This window comes from Metapseudomonas otitidis (assembly GCF_011397855.1).
Lineage (GTDB): Bacteria > Pseudomonadota > Gammaproteobacteria > Pseudomonadales > Pseudomonadaceae > Metapseudomonas > Metapseudomonas otitidis.
In genome coordinates this window covers 997,457-1,023,981 of sequence record NZ_AP022642.1, presented here as the reverse complement: position 1 = coordinate 1,023,981, position 26,525 = coordinate 997,457, and the positions used below count along the sequence as shown (strand labels likewise).

Annotated in this window: 26 protein-coding genes; 18 read left to right on the top strand and 8 right to left on the bottom strand. The window is 68.4% G+C overall.

Annotated elements, in window-relative coordinates; translation table 11 throughout:
* Positions 1-37 precede the first annotated feature (37 nt).
* From PotMrB4_RS04825 to PotMrB4_RS04815, 3 genes are all read left to right on the top strand, one after another.
* Entirely contained in the window at positions 38-766 is a 729-nt protein-coding gene (locus tag PotMrB4_RS04825) for a hypothetical protein (protein ID WP_172432661.1), read from the top strand.
* A 113-nt stretch (positions 767-879) separates the two neighbouring features.
* A complete protein-coding gene (locus PotMrB4_RS04820; RefSeq protein ID WP_167368492.1) occupies positions 880-1,023 on the top strand; it encodes a hypothetical protein in 144 nt (47 codons plus the stop codon).
* Positions 1,024-1,141: 118 nt separating this feature from the next.
* Positions 1,142-2,293: an MFS transporter gene (locus PotMrB4_RS04815; protein WP_172432660.1), complete on the top strand. Its 1,152-nt coding sequence runs from the start codon at positions 1,142-1,144 to the stop codon at positions 2,291-2,293.
* Between the two features lie 149 nt (positions 2,294-2,442).
* On the opposite strand, the gene PotMrB4_RS04810 is transcribed toward PotMrB4_RS04815, so the two are convergent.
* The 3 genes from PotMrB4_RS04810 to PotMrB4_RS04800 all read right to left on the bottom strand — a co-directional run bounded on the left by PotMrB4_RS04810 (position 2,443) and on the right by PotMrB4_RS04800 (position 7,235).
* Positions 2,443-4,092, bottom strand: a complete 1,650-nt coding sequence (locus PotMrB4_RS04810) for an acyl-CoA dehydrogenase family protein (protein ID WP_165665070.1) — start codon at positions 4,090-4,092, stop codon at positions 2,443-2,445.
* Positions 4,089-4,739: a TetR/AcrR family transcriptional regulator gene (locus PotMrB4_RS04805; RefSeq protein WP_142012202.1), complete on the bottom strand. Its 651-nt coding sequence runs from the start codon at positions 4,737-4,739 to the stop codon at positions 4,089-4,091. Before PotMrB4_RS04805 ends, PotMrB4_RS04810 begins: the two co-directional genes overlap by 4 nt.
* Before the next feature lie 105 nt (positions 4,740-4,844).
* Positions 4,845-7,235 carry a hybrid sensor histidine kinase/response regulator gene (locus tag PotMrB4_RS04800; RefSeq protein ID WP_160481904.1) on the bottom strand — a complete coding sequence of 797 codons (2,391 nt, stop codon included), beginning with the start codon at positions 7,233-7,235 and terminating at the stop codon, positions 4,845-4,847.
* Positions 7,236-7,500: 265 nt separating this feature from the next.
* Here PotMrB4_RS04800 and PotMrB4_RS04795 point away from each other — a divergent pair, with 265 nt between their 5' ends.
* The 4 genes from PotMrB4_RS04795 (at position 7,501) to PotMrB4_RS04780 (ending at position 10,969) form a co-directional block, all read left to right on the top strand.
* Entirely contained in the window at positions 7,501-8,298 is a 798-nt protein-coding gene (locus tag PotMrB4_RS04795; protein ID WP_172432659.1) for a hydroxymethylpyrimidine/phosphomethylpyrimidine kinase, read from the top strand.
* Positions 8,295-8,924, top strand: coding sequence for a thiamine phosphate synthase (gene thiE, locus PotMrB4_RS04790; RefSeq protein WP_172432658.1), 630 nt, complete (start codon positions 8,295-8,297; stop codon positions 8,922-8,924). Before PotMrB4_RS04795 ends, thiE begins: the two co-directional genes overlap by 4 nt.
* A gap of 32 nt (positions 8,925-8,956) precedes the next feature.
* Positions 8,957-10,246: a glutamate-1-semialdehyde 2,1-aminomutase gene (hemL, locus tag PotMrB4_RS04785; protein ID WP_142012209.1), complete on the top strand. Its 1,290-nt coding sequence runs from the start codon at positions 8,957-8,959 to the stop codon at positions 10,244-10,246.
* 174 nt (positions 10,247-10,420) lie between these two features.
* Positions 10,421-10,969 (top strand): tetratricopeptide repeat protein, encoded by a 549-nt coding sequence (locus tag PotMrB4_RS04780; protein ID WP_044410710.1) that lies wholly within the window; start codon positions 10,421-10,423, stop codon positions 10,967-10,969.
* A gap of 12 nt (positions 10,970-10,981) precedes the next feature.
* Here PotMrB4_RS04780 and PotMrB4_RS04775 read toward each other — a convergent pair whose 3' ends face one another.
* Positions 10,982-11,314, bottom strand: a complete 333-nt coding sequence (locus PotMrB4_RS04775) for a DUF1820 family protein (protein ID WP_044410713.1) — start codon at positions 11,312-11,314, stop codon at positions 10,982-10,984.
* A 127-nt stretch (positions 11,315-11,441) separates the two neighbouring features.
* On the opposite strand from PotMrB4_RS04775, the gene miaB reads away from it, so the two are divergent.
* From miaB to lnt, 5 genes are all read left to right on the top strand, one after another.
* Positions 11,442-12,782 carry a tRNA (N6-isopentenyl adenosine(37)-C2)-methylthiotransferase MiaB gene (miaB, locus tag PotMrB4_RS04770; protein WP_044410879.1) on the top strand — a complete coding sequence of 447 codons (1,341 nt, stop codon included), beginning with the start codon at positions 11,442-11,444 and terminating at the stop codon, positions 12,780-12,782.
* Positions 12,783-12,869: 87 nt separating this feature from the next.
* Positions 12,870-13,889, top strand: coding sequence for a PhoH family protein (locus PotMrB4_RS04765; protein ID WP_044410715.1), 1,020 nt, complete (start codon positions 12,870-12,872; stop codon positions 13,887-13,889).
* A complete protein-coding gene (gene ybeY / locus PotMrB4_RS04760) occupies positions 13,882-14,340 on the top strand; it encodes an rRNA maturation RNase YbeY (RefSeq protein WP_394354018.1) in 459 nt (152 codons plus the stop codon). Before PotMrB4_RS04765 ends, ybeY begins: the two co-directional genes overlap by 8 nt.
* Before the next feature lie 19 nt (positions 14,341-14,359).
* Entirely contained in the window at positions 14,360-15,199 is an 840-nt protein-coding gene (locus tag PotMrB4_RS04755; RefSeq protein ID WP_044410721.1) for an HlyC/CorC family transporter, read from the top strand.
* A 93-nt stretch (positions 15,200-15,292) separates the two neighbouring features.
* The gene (gene lnt / locus PotMrB4_RS04750; RefSeq protein WP_172432657.1) at positions 15,293-16,813 is read left to right on the top strand and encodes an apolipoprotein N-acyltransferase; all 1,521 of its coding nucleotides are present in this window, start codon (positions 15,293-15,295) and stop codon (positions 16,811-16,813) included.
* A gap of 6 nt (positions 16,814-16,819) precedes the next feature.
* Here the strand turns inward: lnt and PotMrB4_RS04745 are convergent, their stop codons facing one another.
* Both PotMrB4_RS04745 and PotMrB4_RS04740 read right to left on the bottom strand, forming a co-directional pair.
* Entirely contained in the window at positions 16,820-17,602 is a 783-nt protein-coding gene (locus PotMrB4_RS04745; protein ID WP_044410726.1) for a YdcF family protein, read from the bottom strand.
* Positions 17,603-17,626: 24 nt separating this feature from the next.
* Positions 17,627-18,079 carry a hypothetical protein gene (locus tag PotMrB4_RS04740; protein WP_074973165.1) on the bottom strand — a complete coding sequence of 151 codons (453 nt, stop codon included), beginning with the start codon at positions 18,077-18,079 and terminating at the stop codon, positions 17,627-17,629.
* Positions 18,080-18,310: 231 nt separating this feature from the next.
* On the opposite strand from PotMrB4_RS04740, the gene leuS reads away from it, so the two are divergent.
* From leuS to lipA, 6 genes are all read left to right on the top strand, one after another.
* Positions 18,311-20,932 (top strand): leucine--tRNA ligase, encoded by a 2,622-nt coding sequence (leuS, locus tag PotMrB4_RS04735; RefSeq protein ID WP_172432656.1) that lies wholly within the window; start codon positions 18,311-18,313, stop codon positions 20,930-20,932.
* 55 nt (positions 20,933-20,987) lie between these two features.
* Positions 20,988-21,599 carry an LPS-assembly lipoprotein LptE gene (locus PotMrB4_RS04730; RefSeq protein ID WP_044410736.1) on the top strand — a complete coding sequence of 204 codons (612 nt, stop codon included), beginning with the start codon at positions 20,988-20,990 and terminating at the stop codon, positions 21,597-21,599.
* Between the two features lie 46 nt (positions 21,600-21,645).
* Positions 21,646-22,683, top strand: a complete 1,038-nt coding sequence (gene holA / locus PotMrB4_RS04725; RefSeq protein WP_172432655.1) for a DNA polymerase III subunit delta — start codon at positions 21,646-21,648, stop codon at positions 22,681-22,683.
* 75 nt (positions 22,684-22,758) lie between these two features.
* Complete coding sequence (gene arfA / locus PotMrB4_RS04720) at positions 22,759-22,911, top strand: alternative ribosome rescue factor ArfA (RefSeq protein WP_044410741.1); 153 nt, start codon at positions 22,759-22,761, stop codon at positions 22,909-22,911.
* Between the two features lie 57 nt (positions 22,912-22,968).
* Positions 22,969-24,291, top strand: a complete 1,323-nt coding sequence (locus PotMrB4_RS04715) for a lytic murein transglycosylase (RefSeq protein WP_172432654.1) — start codon at positions 22,969-22,971, stop codon at positions 24,289-24,291.
* 124 nt (positions 24,292-24,415) lie between these two features.
* Complete coding sequence (gene lipA / locus PotMrB4_RS04710; RefSeq protein ID WP_044410747.1) at positions 24,416-25,468, top strand: lipoyl synthase; 1,053 nt, start codon at positions 24,416-24,418, stop codon at positions 25,466-25,468.
* Positions 25,469-25,537: 69 nt separating this feature from the next.
* Here lipA and lipB read toward each other — a convergent pair whose 3' ends face one another.
* Both lipB and PotMrB4_RS04700 read right to left on the bottom strand, forming a co-directional pair.
* Positions 25,538-26,161, bottom strand: a complete 624-nt coding sequence (gene lipB / locus PotMrB4_RS04705) for a lipoyl(octanoyl) transferase LipB (protein ID WP_083265565.1) — start codon at positions 26,159-26,161, stop codon at positions 25,538-25,540.
* Positions 26,161-26,439, bottom strand: a complete 279-nt coding sequence (locus tag PotMrB4_RS04700) for a DUF493 domain-containing protein (protein ID WP_044410750.1) — start codon at positions 26,437-26,439, stop codon at positions 26,161-26,163. The genes lipB and PotMrB4_RS04700 overlap by 1 nt, the downstream gene beginning before the upstream one ends.
* Between the last annotated feature and the right edge of the window lie 86 nt (positions 26,440-26,525).

The following is a 26,525-nucleotide window of genomic DNA, read 5'->3' as shown; positions in this document are numbered from 1 at the left end:
CTATGCTTGCCCGACCGTCCCCGCGAGGCCCGCCGCCATGCACCGCCTGACCAGCCTGCTGTTCGCCGTTGCCACCAGCACCCCACTGTTCGCCGGCGAGCTGGATGGCCGCTTCCAGGCCGACCTGGCAGGTGCCAACACGGTGCTCGACCTGCAGCAGCAGGGCCAGGTCGTCACTGGCCGCTATTCCGAGAACGGCACCCTGCAACTGGACCTGCGCGGCCAGTACGACGGCCAGGTGCTCAACGCCGAGATCGTCCTGCCGCAAACCAACCAGGTGATCGCCACCCTCGCCGCCACCTACGGCAACGACCAGCTCAACGCCCGCCTCGCCGCCCGCGACCCCGTCAGCGGCCAGGTGCTGGAGCGCCAGGCGCTGTTCCAGCGCAGCCCCTCAACTGCCACGGGCGCCACCCGCACCAGCGCCGGCACCCTGGACCCGGCACTGGTCGGCACCTGGGTCCACGAAGACATCATCAACAGCGGTGGCGCCAGCTTCGCCTCCTTCAACACCGTGCTCACCCTGCACCTCGCCCCCGACGGCCGCGTCGAGCAATGGAGCCGCTCCGTCGGCGGCGGCTCCGACTGGAGCTACGACAGCGACGGCACCCTCCAGTACGCCGGCCAATGGCAGACCGCCGACGGCATCCTCCTGGTCCGCCCCGACGGCAGCACCGACTACCAGCCCGCCACCCGCTACCGCTTCAGCGATCCCTACCTGGTGACCGAGGACCAGGGCGGCCGGAAGATCTGGCAGCGGCGGTAGGGCTGGGGATGTTCCCTACGGTAGGGAAGCTCGCCGTGCGGGCCGCTCGATTGACCCTTTTCCAGCCCCCGCATAGACTGCGCGCCCCGCGTTATCCACCGAAGACCGCTGCGATGTTCACGCCCCTGCACCCGGCCCTTGTTGCCCAGCCCGACCCGGCGCTGGCGGCCAATGCCTGGCCGCGTGATGCCCTGCTGAAGCGTCGCCGCAGCGTGCTGTTCGCCTTCACCTTCTCGCCTCCCACCCTTCCCGCCTGAGCCCTGCGCTGTCGCGCGGCGTTCCCTTCGTTCATTCCCGGCATGCGTCCGTGCGCGTGTCGTTCTGTCGTTGATCCATGGCCAGGCCCGGGCCGGTTACCTGCGGGCGGGAGTCGAAATGAACCATCGTGTGTTGCTGCTGGTGCTGATCTTCGCCGTGTCGGTGGTCGGGCTGAGCATGGGGGCGACGCTGCCCCTGGTGTCGCTGCGGCTGATGGAGGCCGGTGCGTCGAGCCTGGAGATCGGGGTACTGAGTGCGATGCCGGCGGCGGGGATGATCCTGGCGGCCTTTCTGGTGGCGCCACTGTGCCGGCACCTGTCGGGGCGCGGGTTGTACCTCGGCTGCTTCGTGCTCTGCGCCCTGGCGGTGGCGGCGCTGGAACTGCCGGCCTCCATGCCCCTGCTGGTGGCGGCCCGGCTGCTGCTGGGGGTGGCGATGGGGGTGGTGGTGATCCTCGGGGAGTCCTGGGTCAACGTGCTGTGCGACGAGGCCAGGCGGGGCCAGGTGGTGGCCTTCTACGCCGCCTGCTTCACCGGCTGCCAGTTGGGCGGGCCGGCGCTGATCGGTCTGCTCGGGGCACAGAGCCCCTGGCTGGTGGCCCTGGTGGTGCTGGCCAACCTGCTGGCCCTGGCGGCGGTGGCCCGGGGGCTGCCGGGCGGCTGGGGCCAGGCTGCCGAGGATGAAGTGCGCACCTTTTCCCTGGCGGGCTTCCTGCGGGTGGCACCGGCGCTGTGTACGGGGGTGCTGTTCTTCGCCTTCTTCGATGCGGTGGTGCTGTCGCTGTTCCCGGTCTACGCCAGCGCCCATGGCTATGCGGTGGGCATCGCGGCGCTGATGGTGACGGTGATCCTGGCCGGCGACATGGTCTGCCAGGTGCCGCTGGGCTGGCTGTCGGACCGCACCGAGCGCGGCCGCCTGCACCTGGTCTGCGGGGTGGCGGCGCTGGGCATCGGTATGGCGCTGCCCTGGCTGATCACCCGGCCCACGCTGCTGTGGCCGGCGCTGGTGTTACTGGGAGCGGTGGCGGGGGGCGTCTACACCCTGGCGCTGGTGCGCATCGGCGAGCGCTTCAGCGGGCAGGACCTGGTCACCGCCAACGCCTGCGTGGGCATGTTGTGGGGCATCGGCAGCCTGGTGGGGCCACTGCTGAGCGGTGCGCTGATGGGCACCGGCCCCAACGGCCTGCCCCTGGCGCTGAGCCTGGCGGCAGCGCTGTTCGTGGCCACGGCGCTGACCGGCCAACGCCGGCTGGCGGAGCGGGCGGCCTAGGGCCGCGCAGTGGGACCTGGCCGCTCCGATTTGGGGTGAGTTCATCCCCACACCCGTGGGGAACTCACTTCCCGTAACCCGCTGATCCCAGAGGGAAAAGCCGGCAGCGGAAAATCTACCGGCTGTTTTCCCCTGTTGCCAGGGTGGCGTCAGGCCAGGTGCGGGGTGCTACGGGCGACCAGGGCTTCGACGTCGATGCCGCGCGGGAGGGTGCCGTAGACCCGGCCGCTGCCGCCGAGGCGGCTGGCGATGAAGGCGTCGGAGACGGTGGCGTTGCCGGCCTCCAGCAGGAGCTTGGCCTGGAGGGCGACGGCGACGTCTTCGGTGAGCTGGCGGGCGCGGTACTGGATGTCGGCGGTGTCGTGGAAGGCGGCCTTGAGGTTGTTGATCTGCGCGGCGAGGCGGGCGTCGCCGTGGCCGTCGCCCAGTTCACTGAACAGGGCGTCGAGCACGCCGGGCTCCTTGGACAGGGCGCGGAGGACGTCCAGGCACTGGACGTTGCCGGAGCCTTCCCAGATGGAGTTGACCGGGGCTTCGCGGTACAGGCGCGGGAGGATGGTCTCTTCGACGTAGCCGGCGCCGCCCATGCATTCGCTGGCCTCGTAGACCATTTCGGGGGCGCGCTTGCAGATCCAGTACTTGCCGACGGCGGTGACCAGGCGGGCGAAGCGGTCTTCCTGCTCGTCGTGCAGGTTGTCGAGGGCGCGGCCCATGCGCAGGCTGAGGGCCAGGGCGGCTTCGCTCTCCAGGGCGAGGTCGGCGAGGACGTTCTGCATCAGCGGCTGGTCGGCCAGGACCTTGCCGCCGACCTTGCGGTGGGCGCAGTGGTGGGCGGCCTGGGTGAGCGCCTGGCGCATGAGGGAGCTGGAGCCGACCATGCAGTCGAAGCGGGTCATGGCGACCATTTCGATGATGGTGGGCACGCCGCGCCCTTCCTCGCCGACCATCCAGGCCAGGGCGCCGCGGTATTCCACTTCGCTGGAGGCGTTGGCCCAGTTGCCCAGCTTGTTCTTCAGGCGCTGGACGTAGAAGGCATTGCGGCTGCCGTCCGGGCGATGGCGCGGCAGGAGGAAGCAGGAGAGCCCCTTGTCGGTGTAGGCGAGGGTGAGGAAGGCGTCGCACATGGGCGCGGAGCAGAACCACTTGTGGCCCACCAGTTCGTAGGCCTCTCCCGGGCCGCCGAGGCCGATGGGGTGGGCGCGGGTGGTGTTGGCGCGGACGTCGGTGCCGCCCTGCTTCTCGGTCATGGCCATGCCGATGGTGACGCCGGGCTTCTGCTCCATGGGTACGTTGCGCGGGTCATATTCGGTGGCGAGGATCTTCGGCAGCCAGCGCTCGGCGAGGTTGGGCTGCAGGCGGATGGCGGGCACGGCGGCGAAGGTCATGGTCAGCGGGCAGCCGCTGGCGGCCTCGGCCTGGCTGTGCAGGTAGGTGAGGCCGGCGCGGGCAACATGGGCGCCGGCGCGCGGGTCCTGCCAGGGCAGCGAGGTGAGGCCGTGTTCGACGGCGGTGCGCATCAGTTCGTGGTAGGCCGGGTGGAACTCCACCAGGTCGACGCGATGGCCGTAGCGGTCATGGCTCTTGAACACCGGCTTGTGCTCGTTGGCGAGGAAGCCCGCCTGCATCAGCGGGCCACCGGCCAGGGCGCCGTAGACATCGAGGCGTGATTCGGCCCAGCCGGCGCCGTAGCGGCGGGTCCATTCCTGCAGGGGCAGGTCGAGGCGGTAGAGGTTGGCGCCGTCGAGGGTGGGCACCTGGTTGAACACGTCGTGGGTTTCGGCGTACTGGGACTGGCTCATGGAATCCTCCTAGCAGGCGGGTGCGCACCAACGGCACGCAAGCAGAAGATGACGAGGTGCCGGCAGACCGCTTCGAGTTCGCTGCGCGACTGGTCGGCATCACGGGCGGCGCGGGCGGCTGGCGAGAGCGGCCCGACCAGGGATTCGGAGATGGCGCCCACCAGGCAGGCGGCGACCAGGGCGGGGGCTTCGACCTGGAATTCGCCGCTGGCGATACCGGCTTCGAGCAGTTCGATGAAGCGTTCGGCGTAGGCCTCGCGGAAGCGCAGGCGCTGTTCGTCCACTTCCGGCTCCACCGGTTCGGCGATCAGGGCAAAGGCCAGCTGGCGGCTGTGCCAGGCGCGTTCGGCGAAGCGTTGCAGGCCGCTGGCAAGGCGCTCGGTGGCACTGCCGGGGCCGCGCAGGTGCTCGCTGAGCACGTCCACTTCGACCTGGCTGGCGCGGGCGAAGACCTCGGCGGCCAGCTCGCCCTTGTTACGGAAGTGGCGGTAGAGGCTGCCGGTGGCGATGCCGACGTCGTCGGCCAGGGCCTGCATGGTGAGGACGGCGAAGCCGCCTTCGGCGACCCGCGCCAGGGCGCAGTCGAGGATGCGCTGGCGCAGGGCTTGGTCGCGGTCGATTCGTTGGGCGGTGACGCGGTAGGACATGGTCTGAATCCTGATTCACTGGCAGCGAGTGAATCAGGATTCAGACTTTGGATGAAAGCGGGGAATCCGACGATGAAGGCGGCATTCCGGCCGGTGGGTGACCGATCAGACCGGGTGTTCGCCGGTGCGGCAGAGTACCCAGTCGTGCAGCAGGGTGCGCAGCTCTTCGAATTTCACCGGCTTGGAGAGGTAGTCGCTCATGCCCGCTGCCAGGCAGCGTTCGCGGTCGCCGCTGTGGCTGTGGGCGGTGACGGCGAGCACCGGCAGTTCGGCGCATTCGGGCAGGCTGCGCAGGGCGCGGCAGGTGGCGAAGCCGTCCATGACCGGCATCTGGCAGTCGAGCAGGACGCCGTCGATGTGCTCGCGGCGCAGCAGTTCGAGGGCTTCGGCGCCGTTGTCGGCGGTGCGTACGCGGTAGCCCAGCTTGAGCAGCATGCCGCGGGTCACCAGTTGGTTGATGGTGTTGTCCTCCACCACCAGCACGGTGCATTGCTCGGGGCGGCGCTGGGCCTGGGCGACGGCGCGACGCACCGGGGCGGCCTCGCGCTGGGCGGGGCGGGTCAGGGTGAGGGCCAGCTGGAAGCGGCTGCCCTGGCCGGGCTCGGAGCTGTGGGTGAGCTGGCCGCCGAGCAGTTCGACCAGTTGCCGCGCCAGGGCCAGGCCGATGCCGAGGCCGCCGTAGGCGCGGGTCATGGAGCCGTCGAGCTGGCGGAAGCCGCTGTAGAGGCTGCCATCGGGCGGGGTGGAGAAGCCGATGCCGGTGTCTTCCACGGCCACCAGCAGGCGCAGGGGGCCGCCGGGCTCCTGGCCGTGGCCGGCGACCCGCAGCACGACGCCACCCCGGGCGGTGAACTTGACGGCGTTGTCCAGCAGGTGGCCGAGGATCTGCCCGAGCTTGCCGGCGTCGCCTTCGAGGGTGTCGGGCAGGCTTTCGTCCAGTTCCAGGGCGAAGGCCAGGCCCTTTTCCTCGGCGCGCGGGGCGTACTGGGCGCGCAGGCTGTCGAACAGGCCGCGCAGGCTGAAGGTCTCGCGGCGCGGGTATAGCTTGCCGGCCTGCAGCTCGGTCATGGCGAGGATGTCGTTGACCAGCCGCATCATGTCCCTGGCGGAGCTGGCGGCGGTCTTCTGGTACTGCTCCAGCTCGACGTCGAGCGGGAGGGTCTGCATCAGTTCGAGGGAGCCGATCACGCCGTTCATGGGGGTGCGCAGCTCGTGGGTGACGGTGGCGAGGAATTCGTCCTTGAGGCGGTTGCTGTCGGCCAGCTCGCGGTTCAGGGCCTCCAGCTTGCGCCCGGACTCCTGGAGGATGCGGGTGCGCTCCTCCTTCATGGCGTTGATGCGGTCGGCCAGAGCGAGGGACAGCAGGCCCACTTCCAGCGCGGAGCCGATCTGGCTGGCGTACATGGTGATGAACAGGTTGGGCAGGTAGCCGAGCACCATGAGGGTGTTGATCACCCCGCCGGCGAGGAAGGCGCTCCAGGCGAAGATGAAGTAGCGCGCCACGCGCATGCCGCGCAGCCAGGCGAGGATGCCAGCGGCGAAGATGACCACGGTGAAGACCAGGGCCAGGATGGTGGCCAGGCGCAGGGCGACGGCGTAGCTGGCCACCAGGGACAGGACCATGACCAGCACGCCGACGGCCATCAGCACCAGCAGGCTGCGGTCGATCCAGGGGCTGTGGTCGGCGGTGTGCAAGAAGCTGCGGGCGAACTGGCAGCCGAACAGCCCGGCCGAGCCGATCAGGAACGGGGTGGAGGCGTTGGCCCACCAGGGGTTGTCGGGCCAGAAGTACTGGATGCCGGCGCCGTTGACGGAGATCTGGTACAGGCCGAACGAGGCGATGTAGAGGATGTAGTAGAGGTAGCTGGTGTCGCGGACGCTGAGGTAGATGAAGAGGTTGTAGATGAGCATCACCAGCAGCACGCCGTAGATGATGCCGAGCACGTACACGCGCCCGGGCTGCTCCTCCATGTAGGCCTGGGGCGACCAGAGGGTGAGCGGCACCTGGATCGAGCCCTGGCTGTTGACCCGCAGGTACAGGCGCTGGGGCTGGTTGGGCTGCAGGTTGAGGTTGAACAGGTAGTTGTTCTGCCTGATCTCGCGGCTGGCGAAGGGCAAGGCATCGCCGGTGCGCTGGGCGAGCCGGTAGCCACCCTCGCTGTCGGGCAGGTAGAGCTCGATGTGGTCCAGCGGCGGGTAGGCCAGCTCCAGCAGCCAGGGCTGTTGGCCGCCGAGGTCACGGGGGCGGTAGCTGAGGTCGAGCCGGATCCAGAACACCGAGCGCGAATAGCCGGCGTTGAGCACGGGCTTGTCGCTGCGGCGGAAGCTGCGATCCAGCGCGGGGGAGGTGATGTCGGCGAGGGTGGCATCGCCACGGACGTCTTCGAAGACGTCCATGTGCAGCCCGAGGGGCAGCTGTCGGGTGTGCTCGTCGAACTCCACGCCGAACACGGCGGTGGAGAGGAAAAGGGACAGGAAAAGGAGAACGTGACGCATGAAGCCCCGCAAAGGCCGTCGCACGCCTCGGGAAGTCCCTTTCCTTCCCGGAGCCGAAGCGTCACGCAGGGCCTGGTTGTTCGAATGCGCACACTCTAGCACAGCATCGGGGCGCCATAGGAGGCACTCTGCCATCTCGCGCAAACCGCTCTGGAATGGGCGTTACGGGCCTATCCCGCCAGGCTGTTCGGCGCTTTTCGACGGATGGCGGGCACCCTGCCCGGCGGGCCGACCCGACGGCGGAAAGGTGGTAAGCTCGCGCACCATGAAAACGACCCCCTCTCGCCCTATCGTCCTCTGTCTTTCCGGCCACGACCCCAGCGGCGGCGCCGGTCTGCAGGCGGACATCGAAGCCCTGATCGCCCAAGGTTGCCACGCGGCTCCCACCGTGACCGCCCTGACCGTCCAGGACACCGTCAACGTTTCCGACTTCCGCGTGCTCGACCGCGAATGGGTGCTGGCCCAGGCCCGTGCGGTGATCGCCGACCTGCCGGTATCCGCCGTCAAGCTGGGCATGCTCGGCTCGGTGGAGATGGTGGAGACCGTGCTGGAGATCATGCAGGGCCTGCCGGGGGTGCCGCTGGTCTGCGACCCGGTGCTGCGTGCCGGCGGCGGCGGTGCACTGGGCAAGGACGAAGTGGGCTACGCGATGCGCGAGCGCCTGCTGCCGGTGGCGCTCATCGCCACGCCGAACCTGCCGGAAGCGCGCATCCTCGCCGAACTCCCCGAAGGCACGGCCGACGAATGCGCCGAGAAGCTGCTGCCCTTCTGCCGCAACCTGCTGATCACCGGTGGCCACGGCGACGAGGCCGAGGTCCACAACCGCCTCTACACCGAGGATAGCGAACGCCACTCCTTCACCTGCCAGCGCCTGCCCGGCAGCTACCACGGCTCCGGCTGCACCCTGGCCAGCACCCTGGCCGGTCGCCTGGCCCTGGGCGAGGCCCTGCCCAGCGCGGTGCGCTCGGCACTGGACTACACCTGGCGCACCCTGCGTGACGCCGAGCAACCGGGCCACGGCCAGTTCGTGCCCCGCCGCCTGCCGCTGGACTTCTGCTCATGAAGCTGCGCGGCCTCTACGCCATCACCGACAGCCAGTTGCTCGCCGATGGCCGGCTGCAGCCCTACGTGGAGGCGGCCCTGAAGGGCGGCGCCCGTTTGCTGCAGTACCGCGACAAGTCCTCCGACGAGGCCCGCCGCCTGCGTGAGGCCGAGGCGCTGCGCGAGCTGTGCACCCGCTACGGCGCGCAGTTGCTGATCAACGACGACGCCGAGCTGGCCGCCCGCCTGGGCGTGGGCGTGCACCTGGGCCAGACCGATGGCTCCATCGCGGCAGCGCGCGCCCTGCTGGGCCGTCACGCGGTCATCGGTGCCACCTGCCATGCGCGCCTGGACCTGGCCGAGTCGGCCCTGGCCGAAGGCGCCAGCTACGTGGCCTTCGGTCGCTTCTTCAACTCCCAGACCAAACCCGGTGCGCCGGCCGCCACGGTGGAGCTGCTGGACGAGGCGCGCCAGCGCTTCCAGCAGCCTATCGTCGCCATCGGCGGCGTCACCCTGGACACCGCTCCGGCGCTGATCGCCCGTGGCGCGAGTATGGTGGCGGTGATCCACGCCCTGTTCGCCGCCGACGGCCCCGCCGAGGTGGAACGCCGCGCCCGCGCCTTCAGTGCGCTGTTCGCGTCGGCCTGAGCCCTTTCAACCGCTTGCATAGAGAGTTCGACATGTCCCGTTCCGAAACCCTGTTCGCCAACGCCCAGAAACACATCCCCGGTGGCGTCAACTCGCCGGTCCGCGCCTTCCGGAGCGTCGGCGGCACGCCGCTGTTCTTCAAGCACGCGGAAGGCGCCTACGTGACGGACGAGGACGACAAGCGCTACGTGGACTACGTCGGCTCCTGGGGTCCGATGATCCTCGGCCACGGCCACCCGGACGTGCTCGACGCGGTGCGCAACCAGCTGCAGCACGGCCTCTCCTACGGCGCACCCACCGCCATGGAAACCGAGATGGCCGACCTGGTCTGCTCCCTGGTGCCGTCCATGGAGATGGTGCGCATGGTCAGCTCCGGCACCGAGGCGACCATGAGTGCCATCCGCCTGGCCCGCGGCTTCACCGGTCGCGACGCGATCATCAAGTTCGAAGGCTGCTACCACGGTCACTCCGACAGCCTGCTGGTCAAGGCCGGCTCCGGCCTGCTGACCCAGGGCGTGCCCAGCTCGGCCGGCGTGCCGGCGGACTTCGCCAAGCACACCCTGACCCTGCCCTTCAACGACATCGGTGCGGTGGAGAAGACCCTCGGTGAAGTCGGCCAGAGCGTGGCCTGCATCATCGTCGAGCCGGTGGCCGGCAACATGAACTGCGTACCGCCGGCACCCGGCTTCCTCGAAGGCCTGCGCCGCCTGTGCGACCAGCACGGCGTGGTGCTGATCTTCGACGAAGTGATGACCGGCTTCCGCGTCGCCCTGGGTGGCGCACAGGCCCACTACGGCGTGACCCCGGACCTCTCCACCTTCGGCAAGATCGTCGGCGGCGGCATGCCGGTGGGCTGCTTCGGCGGCAAGCGCGAGATCATGTCCTGCATCGCCCCGCTGGGCCCGGTCTACCAGGCCGGCACCCTGTCCGGTAACCCGCTGGCCATGGCCGCCGGCCTGACCACCCTGAAGCTGATCAGCCGCCCGGGCTTCCACGCCGAGCTGACCGACTACACCACCCGCATGCTCGATGGCCTGCAGCAGCGCGCCGACGCCGCCGGCATTCCCTTCGTGACCACCCAGGCGGGCGGCATGTTCGGCCTGTACTTCAGCGGCGCCGACGACATCGTCACCTTCGACGATGTAATGGCCAGCGACGTCGAGCGCTTCAAGCGCTTCTTCCACCTGATGCTGGACGGCGGCGTCTACCTCGCCCCCAGCGCCTTCGAGGCCGGCTTCACCTCCATCGCCCACGGCGACAAGGAACTGGCCATCACCCTGGACGCTGCCGAACGCGCCTTCACCGAGCTGAAAAAGGGCTGATCCGTTACGCCATCCCTACACCCGGGCGTGCAGGCCATCGGCCTCGCCGCTCGGGTGCGGGAAAAGCGTGCAAAGACTTTGTAAGTAGCGCCCTGCTTATTTCATAATGTGACGGTCGGCGCGTTTCGCCGACCGGGCGGGAGCCCGCTCTGCTTTCCGAGGCGCTGTGATCTGATGAACCGCACCGGCCGCATCCTGACATTGGGCAGCCTGTTGCTCCTTTCTCCCCTGCTGGCCGAAGCCGGCGGCAACTCGCTGCTGATCCCGGCGTCCGGCCGCTGCAACCTCAACACACGCCCCGAAGACCTCCAGGAAGCCCTCTCCAACTGCCAGCAGGCCGCCAAGGCCGGCGACACCGGCGCGCAATACGAGCTGGGCGAGTTCTACTACGACGGCAAGCGTGCCCCGCGCGACCTGCAGCAAGCCCTCAACTGGTTCGAGCAGGCCTCGCTGAAAGGTAACGCCCAGGCGCAATTCCGCCTGGGCAACATGTTCTTCCGGGGTGAAGGCGTGCCGGCCAGCAACGTGCAGGCCTACATCGTGCTGAAGATGGCGGCGGTGAACGGCTCGGACGAGGCGATGGACTCGGCGGACGTGGTGGCCGGGCAGATGCGCGCCGATGAGCTGGAGATCGCCACCCAGGTGCTGGGGCAGATCTTCCGCAACTACCTCATCGAACTGCAGACCGCCGACGGCGGATCGCCCTTCGCCCCCCTGCCCTGAATACCGCGCCGCCTAGCTGCGCTTGTCCGGCATGGGCGGCATGGGGAACGGCATGACGTTGCCCGTGCCCTTGGCCTCGCTGATCTTCGCCGTCCCCAGGCGTTCCACCTCGTCGATGCGGATGATCGCGTGCATCGGCACGAAGCTGCGCACCACGCCCTCGAACTGCGCCTTGAGCTTCTCCTCGCTGGGGTCCACCACCAGTTGGTTGCGCTCGCCGAAGACCAGCTCCTCGATCTCCAGGAACCCCCACAGCTCGCTCTGGAAGATCTGCCGGGCGTAGATCTCGTAGACCTGGCCCTGGTTAAGGAAGATCACCTTGAAGATCGGTTCGTGCTTGCTCATGTAAAGGTCGGTACGGCAGGAAAATGGGGGCGCGAAGCATAGCACGGCGACCGGTCGCACACCCTAGGAACGCGGGCAGGCCGCGACTATAATGCGCGGTTCTTCGAACCACCCGACCCTGACCTGCATGGCCAAGAAGCTCTATATCGAAACCCACGGCTGCCAGATGAACGAGTACGACTCCTCGCGCATGGCCGACCTGCTGGGCGAACACCAGGCGCTGGAAATGACCGAACGTGCCGAGGAGGCCGACGTCATCCTGCTCAACACCTGCTCCATCCGCGAGAAGGCGCAGGAGAAGGTGTTCTCGCAACTCGGTCGCTGGCGGGAGCTGAAACGCCAGAACCCGGAGCTGGTGATCGGCGTCGGTGGCTGCGTGGCCAGCCAGGAAGGCGCCGCCATCCGTGAGCGCGCGCCCTACGTCGACGTGGTCTTCGGCCCGCAGACCCTGCACCGCCTGCCGGAGATGATCGACGCCGCGCGCACCACCCGCGCGCCCCAGGTGGACATCAGCTTCCCCGAGATCGAGAAGTTCGACCGCCTGCCCGAGCCCCGCGTCGACGGCCCCAGCGCCTTCGTCTCGGTGATGGAAGGCTGCAGCAAGTACTGCACCTTCTGCGTGGTGCCCTACACCCGTGGCGAGGAAGTGAGCCGGCCCTTCGACGACGTGCTGGCCGAGGTGATCCACCTGGCCGAGAACGGCGTGCGCGAGGTCACCCTGCTGGGCCAGAACGTCAATGGCTACCGCGGCCAGACCCACGACGGGCGCATCGCCGACTTCGCCGAGCTGATCCGCGTGGTGGCCGCAGTCGACGGCATCGACCGCATCCGCTACACCACCTCCCACCCGCTGGAGTTCTCCGATGCGCTGATCCAGGCCCACGCCGAAGTGCCGGAGCTGGTGAAGTTCGTCCACCTGCCGGTGCAGGCCGGTTCGGACCGCATCCTCGCGGCGATGAAGCGCAACCACACCGCGCTGGAATACAAGTCGCGCATCCGCAAGCTCAAGGCGGCGGTACCGGACATCTGCATCAGCTCCGACTTCATCGTCGGTTTCCCCGGCGAGACCGACAAGGACTTCGAGGCCACCATGAAGCTGGTGGAAGACGTCGGCTTCGACTTCTCCTTCTCCTTCGTCTACAGCTCGCGCCCCGGCACCCCGGCCGCCGACCTGCCCGACGACACCCCGGAAGAAGTGAAGAAGCAGCGCCTGCAGATCCTCCAGGCCCGCATCCACCAGCAGGGCTTCGAGAACAGCCGCCGCATGGTCGGCACCGTCCAGCGCATCCTGGTGAGCGACTTCTCCAAGAAGGACCCGGGCATGCTCCAGGGCCGCACCGAGAACAACCGCATCGTCAACTTCCGCAGCGCCAACCCGCGCCTGATCGGCCAGTTCGTCGACGTGCACATCGACGACGCCCTGCCCCACTCCCTGCGCGGCACGCTGATCGAGGACACCCTGCACTGAAATCCCGGTGCCCGTGCTTCCGCAGCCGGGCACCTGGGTTTATGCTCCATCTCCTGACCTGCCAACGGCGACCAAGAACCCACGACATTGAACGCACCCCTGGATTTGCACCGCTTCACCCTGGAGCCCTTCGAAGCACGTCGATTCGCCAACCTCTGTGGCCAGTTCGACGAACACCTGCGGCTGATCGAACAGCGCATGGCCATCGAGATCCGCAACCGCGGCAACCAGTTCGAGCTGGTGGGCGACCCCCAGCGCACCCAGGCCACCGAGCACCTGCTGCGCCGCCTCTACCGTGAGACCGAAGCCACCGAGCTGTCCCCGGACATGGTCCACCTGTTCCTCCGGGAAACCGGCATGGACGAGCTGGCCAACCCCAAGATGGAAGCCAGCGTCGCCCTGCGTACCCGCAAGGGCATGATACGTCCGCGCGGCATCAACCAGCAGCGCTACGTGAAGTCCATCCTCGACCACGACATCAACTTCGGCATCGGCCCGGCCGGCACCGGCAAAACCTACCTGGCCGTCGCCTGCGCCGTGGACGCTCTGGAGCGCGAGCAGGTGCGCCGCATCCTGCTGGTACGCCCGGCGGTGGAAGCCGGCGAGAAGCTGGGCTTCCTCCCCGGCGACCTGACCCAGAAGATCGACCCCTACCTGCGCCCGCTCTACGACGCCCTCTACGAGATGCTCGGCTTCGAGCAGGTGGCCAAGCTGATCGAAAAGCAGGTGATCGAGGTCGCCCCGCTGGCCTACATGCGTGGCCGCACCCTTAACAACAGCTTCATCATTCTCGACGAGAGTCAGAACACCACCGTCGAGCAGATGAAGATGTTCCTGACCCGTATCGGCTTCGGCTCCACGGCCGTCATCACCGGCGACATCACCCAGGTCGACCTGCCCCGGGGCACCCGCTCCGGCCTGGCCCACGTGATCGACGTGCTGCGTGACGTGCCCGGCATCGCCTTCACCCACTTCAAGTCCCACGACGTGGTCCGCCACCCGCTGGTGCAGCGCATCGTCGAAGCCTACGACCGCTACGACAACCGCGCCCAGGCCAAGCCGCGTCCTGCCGACAACGATCCGGGTGCGATCAATCCCGATGCTTGAACTCGACCTGCAACTGGCCAGCGAGGCCAGTGACCTGCCCGGCGAAGCCGACTTCCGCCGCTGGTGCACCCTGGCCCTGCGCCAGCGCCAGGGCGACTCCGAGCTGACCATCCGTCTGGTGGACGAGCCCGAGGGCCGCGAGCTGAACCGCACCTGGCGGCACAAGGACTACGCCACCAACGTGCTGTCCTTCCCCGCCGACGTGCCCGAGGAGTTCCTCGACATCCCGCTGCTGGGCGACCTGGTGATCTGCGCCCCGGTGGTGGCCCGCGAGGCCGCGGAGCAGGGCAAGGCCCTCGAAGCCCACTGGGCGCACCTGGTGATTCACGGCTGCCTGCACCTCCTGGGTTACGACCACATCGAGGACGAGGAAGCCGAAGAAATGGAAGCGCTGGAACGGGAGTTGCTGGCCGAACTCGGCCACCCCGACCCGTACCGCGACGACGAGTGAGAAACCCGAGCAAGGACATATGAGCGAAGATCGATCGAGCAACGGGCACAGGTCCTGGCTGGAAAAGCTGACCCAGGCCTTTGCCCATGAGCCGAAAAGCCGCCAGGAGCTGCTGGAGCTGCTGCGCGAAGCCCACCAGAACAAACTGCTGGACAGCGAGGCGCTGTCCATCGTCGAGGGCGCCATCCAGGTGGCTGACCTGCAGGTGCGCGACATCATGGTGCCGCGCTCGCAGATGATCAGCATCAAGGCCACCCAGACACCCCGCGAGTTCCTCCCCGCCATCATCGACGCCGCGCACTCGCGCTACCCGGTGATCGGCGAAGGCCTGGACGACGTCATGGGCATCCTCCTGGCCAAGGACCTGCTGCCGCTGATCCTCCAGGACCCCGAGCGCCCCTTCAACATCAAGGAGCTGCTGCGCCCGGCCACCTTCGTGCCCGAGTCCAAGCGCCTCAACGTGCTGCTCCGCGAGTTCCGCGCCAACCACAACCACATGGCCGTGGTCATCGACGAATACGGCGGCGTGGCGGGCCTGGTGACCATCGAGGACGTGCTGGAGCAGATCGTTGGCGACATCGAGGACGAGCACGACGTCGAGGAAGACAGCTACATCAAGCCGCTGCCCAGCGGCGACTTCATCGTCAAGGCGCTGACCCCGGTGGATGCCTTCAACAGCTTCTTCGAAACCGACTTCTCCGAAGACGAGTTCGACACCATCGGCGGCCTGGTCATGGGCGCCTTCGGGCACCTGCCCAAGCGCAACGAGACCACCGAGATCGGCGGCTTCCGCTTCCGCGTGCTCAACGCCGACAGCCGCCGCCTGCACCTGCTGCGCCTCAGCCCGATCAACCGCTGACCGCCACCACGCCCGTCGCTTCCCGGCGCGGGCGTGGCCCGGCTAGACTGCGCGGCGTTCCGGGCCCTCCACTGCCCCGCCCAAGGATTGCGCATGAACTGGATCACCCGCCCCGGCTGGCCGGGCAACCTGCTGGCCCTGGCTGCCGGCGCCCTCACCCCGCTGGCCATGGCGCCCTTCGACTACTGGCCGCTGTCGCTGCTGTCCCTCGCCCTGTTCTACCTCGGCCTGCGCGGGCTCGGCCCCAAGGCCGCCTTCGGTCGGGGCTGGTGCCACGGCTTCGGCCTGTTCATCGCCGGCACCAGCTGGATCTACGTCAGCATCCATGACTACGGCGGCGCCTCAGCGCCGCTGGCGGCACTGCTCACCGGCGGCTTCAGCGCCGGCGTGGCCTTGTTCTTCGCCATTCCCGCCGCGCTTTGGGCACGCTGGTTCCGCCGCAACGAGGCCCCGCTGGCCGACGCCCTGGCCTTCGCCGCGCTGTGGCTGGCCCAGGAGGCCTTCCGTGGCTGGTTCCTCACCGGTTTCCCCTGGCTCTACGCCGGCTATAGCCAGCTGGACGGCCCCCTGGCGGGCCTGGCCCCGCTCGGCGGTGTCTGGCTGGTGTCGTTCACCCTCGCCCTGAGCGCTGCCCTGCTGGTCAACCTGGTGCGCCTGCGCCGGGCCCCGGCCTTCCTGGTGGCCGCCCTGGGTCTGCTGGCGGCCCCCTGGATCACCGGGCTGACCCTCAAGGACCACGCCTGGACCCGGCCGCTGGGCGAGAAGCTCGACGTGGTCGCCCTGCAGGGCAACGTGGAGCAGAACCTGAAATGGGACCCGGCGCAGCTGGAGGCCCAGCTGGCGCTCTACCGCGACATGACCCTGGCGGCGCGCCGCACCGACCTGATCATCTGGCCGGAAACCGCCGTACCGGTACTGAAGGAACACGCCGAGGGCTTCCTCTCCGTCATGGGCCGCGTCGCCCACGACCGCCAGGCCGCGCTGATCACCGGCGTGCCGATCCGCCAGGCCAACGAACGGGGCGAGAAGCGCTACTACAACGGCATCACCGTGGTCGGCGACGGCCAGGGCACCTACCTCAAGCAGCAACTGGTGCCGTTCGGCGAATACGTTCCGCTGCAGGATGTGCTGCGTGGGCTGATCGCTTTCTTCGACCTGCCCATGTCCGACTTCGCCCGCGGCCCCGCCGACCAGCAGCCGCTGCTGGCCAAGGGCTACAGGATCGCGCCGTACATCTGCTACGAAGTGGTCTACCCCGAGTTCGCCGCCAGGCTGGCCGCCCAGAGCGACCTGCTGCTGACCGTGTCCAACGACACCTGGTTCGGTACCTCCATCGGCCCGCTGCAACACCTGCAGATGGCACAGATGCGAGCGCTGGAGGCCGGGCGCTGGATGATCCGCGCCACCAACAACGGCGTCACCGTGCTGATCGACCCCTTCGGCCGCATCGAAACCGCCATCCCGCAGTTCGAGAAGGCCTCGCTCTACGGCCAGGTGGAGCCCATGCAAGGCCTCACCCCGTACCTGAAATGGCGCTCCTGGCCGCTGGCTATCCTCTGCGGTCTGCTGTTCGGCTGGGCCCTGCTGGCCAGCCGCATCGCCAAGACCGTCTGACCCTGCTCACTCGCTGGCAACCGCTCCCGGGCGGTATGCCAGCGGGTAGGCCAACAGGCCCAGCGCCTCGTTGAGCAACATTCCGCTGTGCCACACCGCCACCGTCTCCGGCAGCCAACCGCCAAACGGCCGCGAATTGGGCGAGGACAGGAACGACGACGGCGCCGTGACCACCTCCAGCCCCGCCTGCTCGAAGCACCAGCGTGCGCGCTGCATGTGGAAGCCCTGGGTCACCAGCACCACCCGCTCGACGCCCTCGGCCTTGAGGATGCGCGCCGACTCCACGGCGTTCTCCCAGGTGGTCCGGCTCGCCTCTTCCCGCCAGCGCACCGGCACGCCCAGGTCACGCTCGAACGACTCGGCCATGATCGCCGCCTCGCTGGGCGGCTGGCCGTAGTGGAACCCGCCAGTGACCAGCACCGGTAGCTGGGTGGCCTTGGCGATCCGCGCGGCGTAGCGCATGCGCTCCATGGCCAGCAGGCTGGGCTGGTCGCCGTCCCAGGCGGGGTCATCGCGAACCCGCCCGGCACCCAGCACGACGATGGCCTGGGCGCGCCCGGGCAGTTCGGCCCAGCGCGCCTCCTGCAACGGTGGTTCGGTTTCCAGCCAGCCGGCCAGGGTTTCCACCGTCACCGGCAGGCTCATCGTCCACAGGCCACCGAACCCCATCAGGAAACAGGCAAGCGCCAGGCGGGGGCGACGCGCACGCCACCACCAGGCCAGCAACAGCAGGACCAAAAGGATGCCCGGCGGCATCAGCAGTTGTTTGAACAGATAGCGAATCGGCATCGGCACCTCCAGGGTGCGCGAAGCCTATCGGGGATTGCCGGCGCGGAAAAGCTGGGACCCGCAGGTACCGCAGGCCTGGACACCCTGGCCACGTTGCCAGTTGGCCGGCGCGCCACACAGGGCACAGAGCAGTTGCTGCCGACGCTTGAACAGCGGACGGGCCGCGCGGGCGGGCGGAGTACTCTTGGGAGCGCTCTTGGGATTGCGCACGGGCTTCGCCGCACGGGTGGGTTGCTGCTCGATGAGGGCGAGTTCCTCGGCTGCCGCGTGCCAGCCGCGCAACCAGTTCAGGTCCTTGTCGAGATAAGCCCGGATCAACGCCAGCTCGGCGGGGCTCAGCCCCTTGAGCTCCAGTTCGCTCGGGTGTTCATTGCGCAGGCGCTCAGCCGTGTCCGCCTCGTCCAGCGCCAGGGCCAGACGATGCAGCAGCCGCTCATAGAGCCCACCCGCCGTTTCTGCTCGCCTCGTCTCCACCATGCAGCACCTCGATACACACTGCAGCGCCCTCATGAAGCAGAAGCTTAGCGGTCACCAGGGCCCCCGCAGGGTGGCCGCGACAAACGGCGGCGGGGCGCGGCCCGCGCGCAATCAGGGTTTCCCTCTGCCAATGGCGCTCATGTATGCTACGGCGCTTGAATTTACGTTTCGCACGCGGTTCAGCGCCCTTCGCGGCCCCGATCCGATGCCCATTTATCAGCGCAAGTAGCCATGCACGAAAACTACCAGCCCCGTGATATCGAAGCCGCCGCGCAGGCCCATTGGGACGCGCACAAATCCTTTGAAGTGAGCGAACAGGCCGGCAAGGACACCTTCTATTGCCTGTCCATGTTCCCCTACCCGAGCGGCAAGCTACACATGGGGCACGTGCGCAACTACACCATCGGCGACGTGATTGCCCGCTACCACCGCATGCAGGGCAAGAACGTGCTGCAGCCCATGGGTTGGGACGCCTTCGGCATGCCGGCGGAAAACGCCGCCATGAAGAACAACGTCGCCCCGGCCAAGTGGACCTACGAGAACATCGCCTACATGAAGGCCCAGCTGAAGAGCCTGGGCCTGGCGATCGACTGGTCCCGCGAGGTCACCACCTGCAAGCCGGACTACTACCGTTGGGAACAGTGGCTGTTCACCCGCCTGTTCGAGAAGGGTGTGATCTACCGCAAGAACGGCACCGTGAACTGGGACCCGGTGGACCAGACCGTACTGGCCAACGAGCAGGTCATCGACGGCCGTGGCTGGCGTTCGGGCGCGCTGATCGAAAAGCGCGAAATCCCGATGTACTACTTCAAGATCACCGCCTACGCCGAAGAGCTGCTCAGCAGCCTCGACGACCTGCCGGGCTGGCCCGAGCAGGTCAAGACCATGCAGCGCAACTGGATCGGCAAGTCCCGCGGGATGGAAGTCAGCTTCCCCTATGACGCCGCCAGCATCGGTCAGGACGGTGCACTGAAAGTCTTCACCACCCGCCCCGACACCCTGATGGGCGCCACCTACGTGGCCGTGGCCGCCGAGCACCCGCTGGCCGCCATCGCCCTGACCAAGCTGCCGGCCGACAAGGCCGCCGAGCTGCAGGCCTTCATCGACGAGTGCAAGCGCGGCGGCGTCGCCGAAGCCGACATCGCCACCCAGGAGAAGAAAGGCCTGGCCACCCCGCTGTTCGTCGAGCACCCGCTGACCGGCGAGAAGCTCCCGGTATGGGTCGCCAACTACGTGCTGATGAACTACGGCGAAGGCGCCGTGATGGCCGTCCCGGCCCACGACGAGCGCGACTTCGCCTTCGCCGCCAAGTACAACCTGCCGGTCAAGCCGGTGGTGCGCACCAGCGCCGGTGACGAGACCCCCGCCCCCTGGCAGGACGCCTACGGCGAGCACGGCCAGCTGATCAACTCCGGCGCATTCGACGGCCTGGACTTCCAGGGCGCCTTCGACGCCATCGAAGTGGCCCTGCAGAAGAAGGGCCTCGGCCAATCGCGCACCCAGTTCCGCCTGCGCGACTGGGGCATCAGCCGCCAGCGCTACTGGGGCTGCCCCATCCCGATCATCCATTGCCCGAGCTGCGGCGACGTGCCGGTCCCCGAGGACCAGCTCCCCGTCGTGCTGCCCGAAGACGTGGTACCAGACGGCGCCGGCAGCCCGCTGGCGAAGATGCCCGAGTTCTACGAATGCACCTGCCCGAAATGCGGCACGGCGGCCAAGCGCGAAACCGACACCATGGACACCTTCGTGGAAAGCTCCTGGTACTTCGCCCGCTACGCCTCGCCCACCTATGACAAGGGCATGGTCGACCCCGCTGCTGCCAACCACTGGCTGCCGGTGGACCAGTACATCGGCGGCATCGAGCACGCCATCCTGCACCTGCTCTACGCGCGCTTCTTCCACAAGCTGATGCGCGACGAAGGCCTGGTCACTTCCAACGAGCCGTTCAAGAACCTGCTGACCCAGGGCATGGTGGTCGCCGAGACCTACTACCGCACCCTGGAAAACGGCGGCAAGGACTGGTTCAACCCGGCCGACGTCGAAGTCGAGCGTGACGCCAAGGCCAAGGTCATCGGCGCGCGCCTGAAGACCGACGGCCTGCCGGTGGAAATCGGCGGCACCGAGAAGATGTCCAAGTCGAAGAACAACGGCGTGGACCCGCAGGCCATGATCGACGCCTACGGCGCCGACACCTGCCGCCTGTTCATGATGTTCGCCTCGCCGCCGGACATGAGCCTGGAATGGTCCGACGCCGGCGTCGAAGGCGCCAGCCGCTTCCTGCGCCGCGTCTGGCGCCTGGCCCAGGCCCACGTCAACGCCGGCCTGCCGGCTGCGCTGGACACCGCTGCCCTCTCCGACGCCCAGAAGGACGTGCGCCGCGCGATCCACCTGGCCATCAAGCAGGCCAGCCAGGATGTCGGCCAGCACCACAAGTTCAACACCGCCATCGCCGCCGTGATGACCCTGATGAACGTGCTGGAGAAAGCGCCCCAGGCCGACGCCCAGGACCGCGCCCTGCTCCAGGAGGGCCTGGAGACCGTGGCCCTGCTGCTGGCCCCGATCACCCCGCACATCTGCCACGAACTCTGGCGTGAACTGGGCCATGCGGACGCCGTCATCGACGCCGCCTGGCCGAAGGTCGACGAGAGCGCCCTGGTGCAGGACACCCTGCAACTGGTGGTGCAGGTCAACGGCAAGCTCCGTGGCCAGATCGAGGTGGCGGCCGACGCCAGCCGCGAGACCGTCGAGGCAATCGCCCGCGCCAACGAGAACGTGCTGCGCTTCACCGAAGGCCTGACCATCCGCAAGGTGATCGTGGTCCCGGGCAAGCTGGTCAACATTGTCGCCAACTGACTTCACACCGGGGCTGCCGCGCAGCCCCGGCGATTCGCCAAGGGGAAAACCAACGATGAAGAAACGGAATCTGCTGGTCCTAGGCCTGACGCTGACACTCGGCGCCTGCGGCTTCCAGCTGCGCGGCACCGGCGACACCCAGTTCGCCCTCAAGGAAGTGGACGTCACCGCCCGCAACTCCTACGGCGAAACCGTCAAGCAACTGCGCCAGCTGCTCAAGCACAGCCACGTCAAGGTGCATGCCGGTGCGCCCTACCGCATCGTCCTGACCCGCGAACAGGAAGAAAGCCGTTCCGCCAGCTACAGCGGCAACTCGCGCACCTCCGAATACCAGCTGAGCAACACCCTGGACTACGAGATCCGTGGCGGCCAGAAAGACCTGCTGCTGCTGCAGGACCGCGTCGACGTACAGCGCTACTACACCCACGACAGCAACAACCTGATCGCCTCCGACCAGGAATCCGCGCAACTGCGCCAGGAAATGCGCCGCGACCTGATCCAGCAAGTGGCCATGCGCCTGCAGCTGATCACCCCTGAACAGTTGGACACGCTGCAGGCCCAGGCGGAAGCCAAGGCCCAGGCCGAAGCAGAAGCACTGGAAGCCGCCCGTCGCGCGGAAGAAGCGCAGCAGCCGCAGCAATCCCCGCTGCAACTGCCCATCAAGTAAGCGCCCCGCCCGGTTGCGCGATCGCGCCGCCGGGCAGCCCTCCCCCATGAAGCTCAACGCCGCCCAGCTCAGCAAGCACCTGCAAGGCAACCTCGCCCCCGTCTATGTCGTCAGCGGTGACGAGCCCCTGCTCTGCCAGGAAGCCTGCGACGCCATCCGCAGCGCCTGCCGCGCCCGCGACTTCAGCGAGCGCCAGGTGTTCAACGCCGAGAACAACTTCGACTGGGGCCTGCTGCTGGAGGCCGGAGCCAGCCTGTCGCTGTTCGCCGAGCGCCGCCTGATCGAGCTGCGCCTGCCCTCCGGCAAGCCTGGCGACAAGGGCGCAGCAGCCCTGATGGAATACCTGGCCCGACCGCCGGAAGACACCGTCCTGCTGGTCAGCCTGCCCAAGCTGGATGGCAGCACGCAGAAGACCAAATGGGCCAAGGCCCTGATCGACGGCGCGGACGCCCAGTTCATCCAGATCTGGCCGGTGGACGCCCACCAGCTGCCCCAGTGGATCCGCCAGCGCATGGCCCAGGCCGGCCTGGCCGCGAGCCAGGAAGCGGTGGACCTGATCGCCGCCCGGGTGGAAGGCAACCTGCTGGCCGCTGCCCAGGAGATCGAGAAGCTCAAGCTGCTCGCCGAAGGTGCCCAGGTGGATGCCGCCACGGTCCAGGCGGCCGTTGCCGACAGCGCCCGTTTCGATGTCTTCGGCCTGATCGACGCCGCACTCAACGGCGAAGCCGCGCACACCCTGCGCACCCTCGAAGGCCTGCGGGGCGAAGGGGTGGAAACCCCGGTGATCCTCTGGGCCCTCGCCCGTGAGCTGCGCCAGCTGGCCGGCATCGCCCAGCAGTACGCCCAGGGCGTCCCGCTGGAGAAAGCCTTCGCCTCGGCCCGCCCCCCCATCTGGGACAAGCGCCGCCCCCTGGTCAGCCGCGCCCTGCAACGCCACCCGGCCTCGCGCTGGAACCAGCTGCTCGCCGATGCCCAGCGCATCGACGCGCAGATCAAGGGCCAGGCACCCGGCGATCCGTGGATCGGCCTGGCACACCTGGCACTCAGCCTCGCCGGCCAGCGCCTGCCCATCCCCGCCGCCTGACACTGGACATCGCCCGCACGCGGGCGCAAGATGCGCGCGCCTGCAACCCCGCAGGCGCCCAGTGGAGAACCGGCCATGGCCAAGCAACGCAAGAAACCCAACAAGGCGAAGAGCATCGTCGCCCAGCCCCTGTTCCGCAGCCGCCAGGAACAGCCACTGAAAGGCAAAGGCAGCTACCGCAGAGAAGCCTCCCGTAACTGGGAGGCTTCTTCGCTTCTGGCCGCCTGAAAACCCGGCATCCGTGCTAAGGTCGCGGCTTGTTTGGCCTGCCGTCGAGACCTCTCCATGTTCCGCGCACCAGCCCCCGGCCCCATGCTCCGCAGCCTGGCCGTGGCTTCCACCCTCGCAGCCCTGAGCGCCTGCGCCGAAACACCCACTGCCACCGCGCCCGCCCCGCAGCCCAATACCGCCACGGCCACCACCGTGCTGGCCACGCCCGGCCCATCGAGCACCACCGCAACCCCGTCCCCGGTGATCGCCCAGCCCAGCGAGAGCTTCGAACAATGGCGTGACCGTTTCCGCCAGGAAGCCCTGGCAGCCGGCATCCGCGCCACCATCCTCGACCAGGCCTTCGTCGGCGTCACCCCCGACCCGAGCGTGGTGGCCGCCGACCAGAGCCAGCCCGAATTCACCCGCCCCGTCTGGGAATACCTCGACGGCGCACTGTCGCCCTACCGCGTGCGCAAGGGCCAGGGCCTGCTGAAACAGCACGCCACCCTGCTCAGTGCCATCGAGAGCCGCTACGGCGTCGACCGCCAGGCCCTGGTGGCGGTGTGGGGCATGGAGAGTAGCTTCGGCCAGTTCATGGGCGACAAGTCGGTGATCCGCTCCCTCGCCACCCTGGCGTATGAAGGACGTCGCCCGGCCTTCGCCCACGAACAGCTGATCGCCGCCCTCGGCATCATCCAGCACGGCGACATCCAGCCCGCCGGCATGCGCGGCTCCTGGGCCGGCGCCATGGGACAGACCCAGTTCATACCCACCACCTACAACAGCCACGCCGTGGACTTCGACGGCGACGGTCGCCGCGACATCTGGAACTCCACCGCCGACGCCCTGGCGTCCACCGCCCACTACCTCAAGGCCTCCGGCTGGCAGATGGGCAAGCCCTGGGGCGCCGAGGTGCGACTGCCGGCCGGCTTCGACTACGCCCAGGCCGACGCGGACATCCGCAAGACGGTCAGCGAATGGCGCCAGCTCGGGGTCCAGGTACCCCTGGCACCGGGCCTCGACCAGGACCGCGCCTCGCTGCTGGTGCCCGCCGGCCATCGCGGCCCGGCCTTCCTGGTGCTGGACAACTTCCGCGCCATCCTGCGCTACAACAACTCCTCCTCCTACGCCCTGGCCGTGGGCCTGCTGGCCCAGCGCTTCGACGGCGCGGGGCAGATCGGCGGCGCCTGGCCGAAGGAGGATCGCCCCCTCAGCCGCACCGAGCGCATCGAGCTTCAGGAAGCCCTTGCCAGCAGCGGCTACAGCCCGGGTAGCGCCGACGGCATCATTGGCGCCAACACCCGCAAGGCCATCCGCGGCTACCAGCAGCGCCTGGGTTGGCCCGCCGACGGCTACCCCACGCCAGCCCTGCTGCTGCAACTGCGCAACGGCCGCTGACACCCTCCTGTCGCCGGGCCCGAGCGGCCCGGCGGCTGCCAGACCAGCACCGCCTTTGTGGTAGAATCCGCCACCCTCCTTGCCCCCTGCGGCAGCCTGATCAGCCTCTAGCGGAGCCCGTCCGATGTCCGATACCAGCCCGTCCAAACCCGTCGCCAGTGGCGAGAAGTTCCGTACGGCCCAGGGGATCACCGCAATCAAGGACGGCCAGAAGCGCCGCAACTCCGCCGAGCCCCAGGTGTTCGAACCCAAGCCCAAGTGGCTGCGGGTCAAGGCCCCCGGTGGCAGCCGCTTCGAGGCGGTCAAGCGCAACGTCGGCGAACACCGCCTGAGCACCGTGTGCCAGGAATCCCACTGCCCGAACATGGGCGAATGCTGGTCCAACGGCACCGCCACCATCATGCTGATGGGCTCCGTGTGCACCCGGGCCTGCCGCTTCTGCGCCGTGGACACCGGCAACCCCAACGGCTGGCTGGACCTGGAAGAGCCGCAGAACACCGCCAAATCCGTCGAGCTGATGGCCCTGCGCTACATCGTGCTGACCTCGGTGGACCGCGATGACCTCGACGACGGCGGCGCCAGCCACTACGCCGCCTGCGTGCGCGCCATCAAGGAGCGCACCCCCCAGGTGGTGGTCGAGGCGCTGACGCCGGACTTCGACGGCGACCTGCCGTCCATCGAGCGCGTGGTGGATTCGGGGCTGGAAGTGTTCGCCCAGAACGTCGAGACGGTGAAGCGCCTCACCCACATCGTCCGTGACCCCCGCGCCGGCTACGAGAAGACCCTCGACGTGCTGGCCCACGCCAAGCGCCATCGCCCGTCGGTCCTGACCAAGACCAGCCTGATGCTGGGCCTGGGCGAGACCGATGAGGAAATCATCGAGACCATGGACGACCTGCGCGCCATCGGTGTCGACATCCTCACCCTCGGCCAGTACCTGCAGCCGACCCGCAACCACCTGCCGGTGCAGCGCTGGGTCAGCCCGGAAGAGTTCAACCGCTTCCGCGACATCGGCCTGGAGAAGGGCTTCATGGAGGTCGCCGCCGGCCCGCTGGTGCGCTCCAGCTACCGCGCCGACCGGGTATTCGAGAAGAACAACCTGGGCCTCGCGGCGCCGGTACCGGTTCCCGGCCAGTCCACTGACGAGAGTCTGATCCCGGCCCTCAACCTGAACTGATCCGCGCTCAGTAAAAAGCCCCCGTCGGCGCAGGCCGGCGGGGGCTTTTTCATGGCAGCGGCAATGAGGTCAGCCGGCGTAGCCGAGCCGGACACGCAGGGCCTGCTCCAGGCGCTCCGCCACCTCGTCGAGGGGCGCGGGCTGCGCCAGCAGGTCCTTCAGCTGGACCATCTTCAGCCCGGCATAGCCACAGGGGTTGATGCGCCAGAAGGGCGACATGTCCATGTCGACGTTCAGTGCCAGGCCGTGGAAGGAACAGCCACGGCTGACCCGCAGGCCCAGCGAGGCGATCTTGTCGCCGTTCACGTAGACGCCCGGCGCGTCGGCCTTGGGGGCCGCCTCGATGCCGTAGGTGGCCAGCACGTCCACCAGGCTCTGCTCCATGGCGGTGACCAGCTCGCGCACACCGAGGCCGAGGCGGCGCAGGTCCAGCATCAGGTAGGCCACCAGTTGGCCGGGGCCGTGGTAGGTCACCTGGCCACCCCGGTCCACCTGGATCACCGGGATGTCCCCCGGTGCCAGCAGGTGCTCGGCCTTGCCGGCCTGGCCCTGGGTGAACACCTGGGGGTGCTGCAGCAGCCAGATCTCGTCGGGCGTCTGCTCGTTACGCTCTGCCGTCAGGCGGCGCATCGCCTCGAAGGTGGGCAGGTACTCGACCAGCCCGAGGCGACGCACGATCAGCTCGGGCGCCACTACAGCACCATGTGCACGCGGCCGGTGGCGCGCAGGTCGACGTGGATCGCCTGCAGCTGGTCGACGCTGGTGGCGGTGATCAGCACCTGCACGGAGAGGAAGCGACCGTTGCGGCTGTCGCGGGCCACCAGGGTGGTGACGTCGAGGTCGGGGGCGTGGCGCTGGATCACTTCGATCACCAGGTCGGCGAAGCCTTCACCGGCATCGCCGATCACCTTGATCGGGTAGCGCTCGCAGGGGAATTCGATTTTCGGGGCTTGTACGTCGGTATCGGTCATGGCGGCGGCGGACCCGTAGTCCGCGAGGCGGAAGCCCCGTCTCCGGGCGGAGTACGGGGCTTCGGCACTGGGTCAGTGGTGGGATC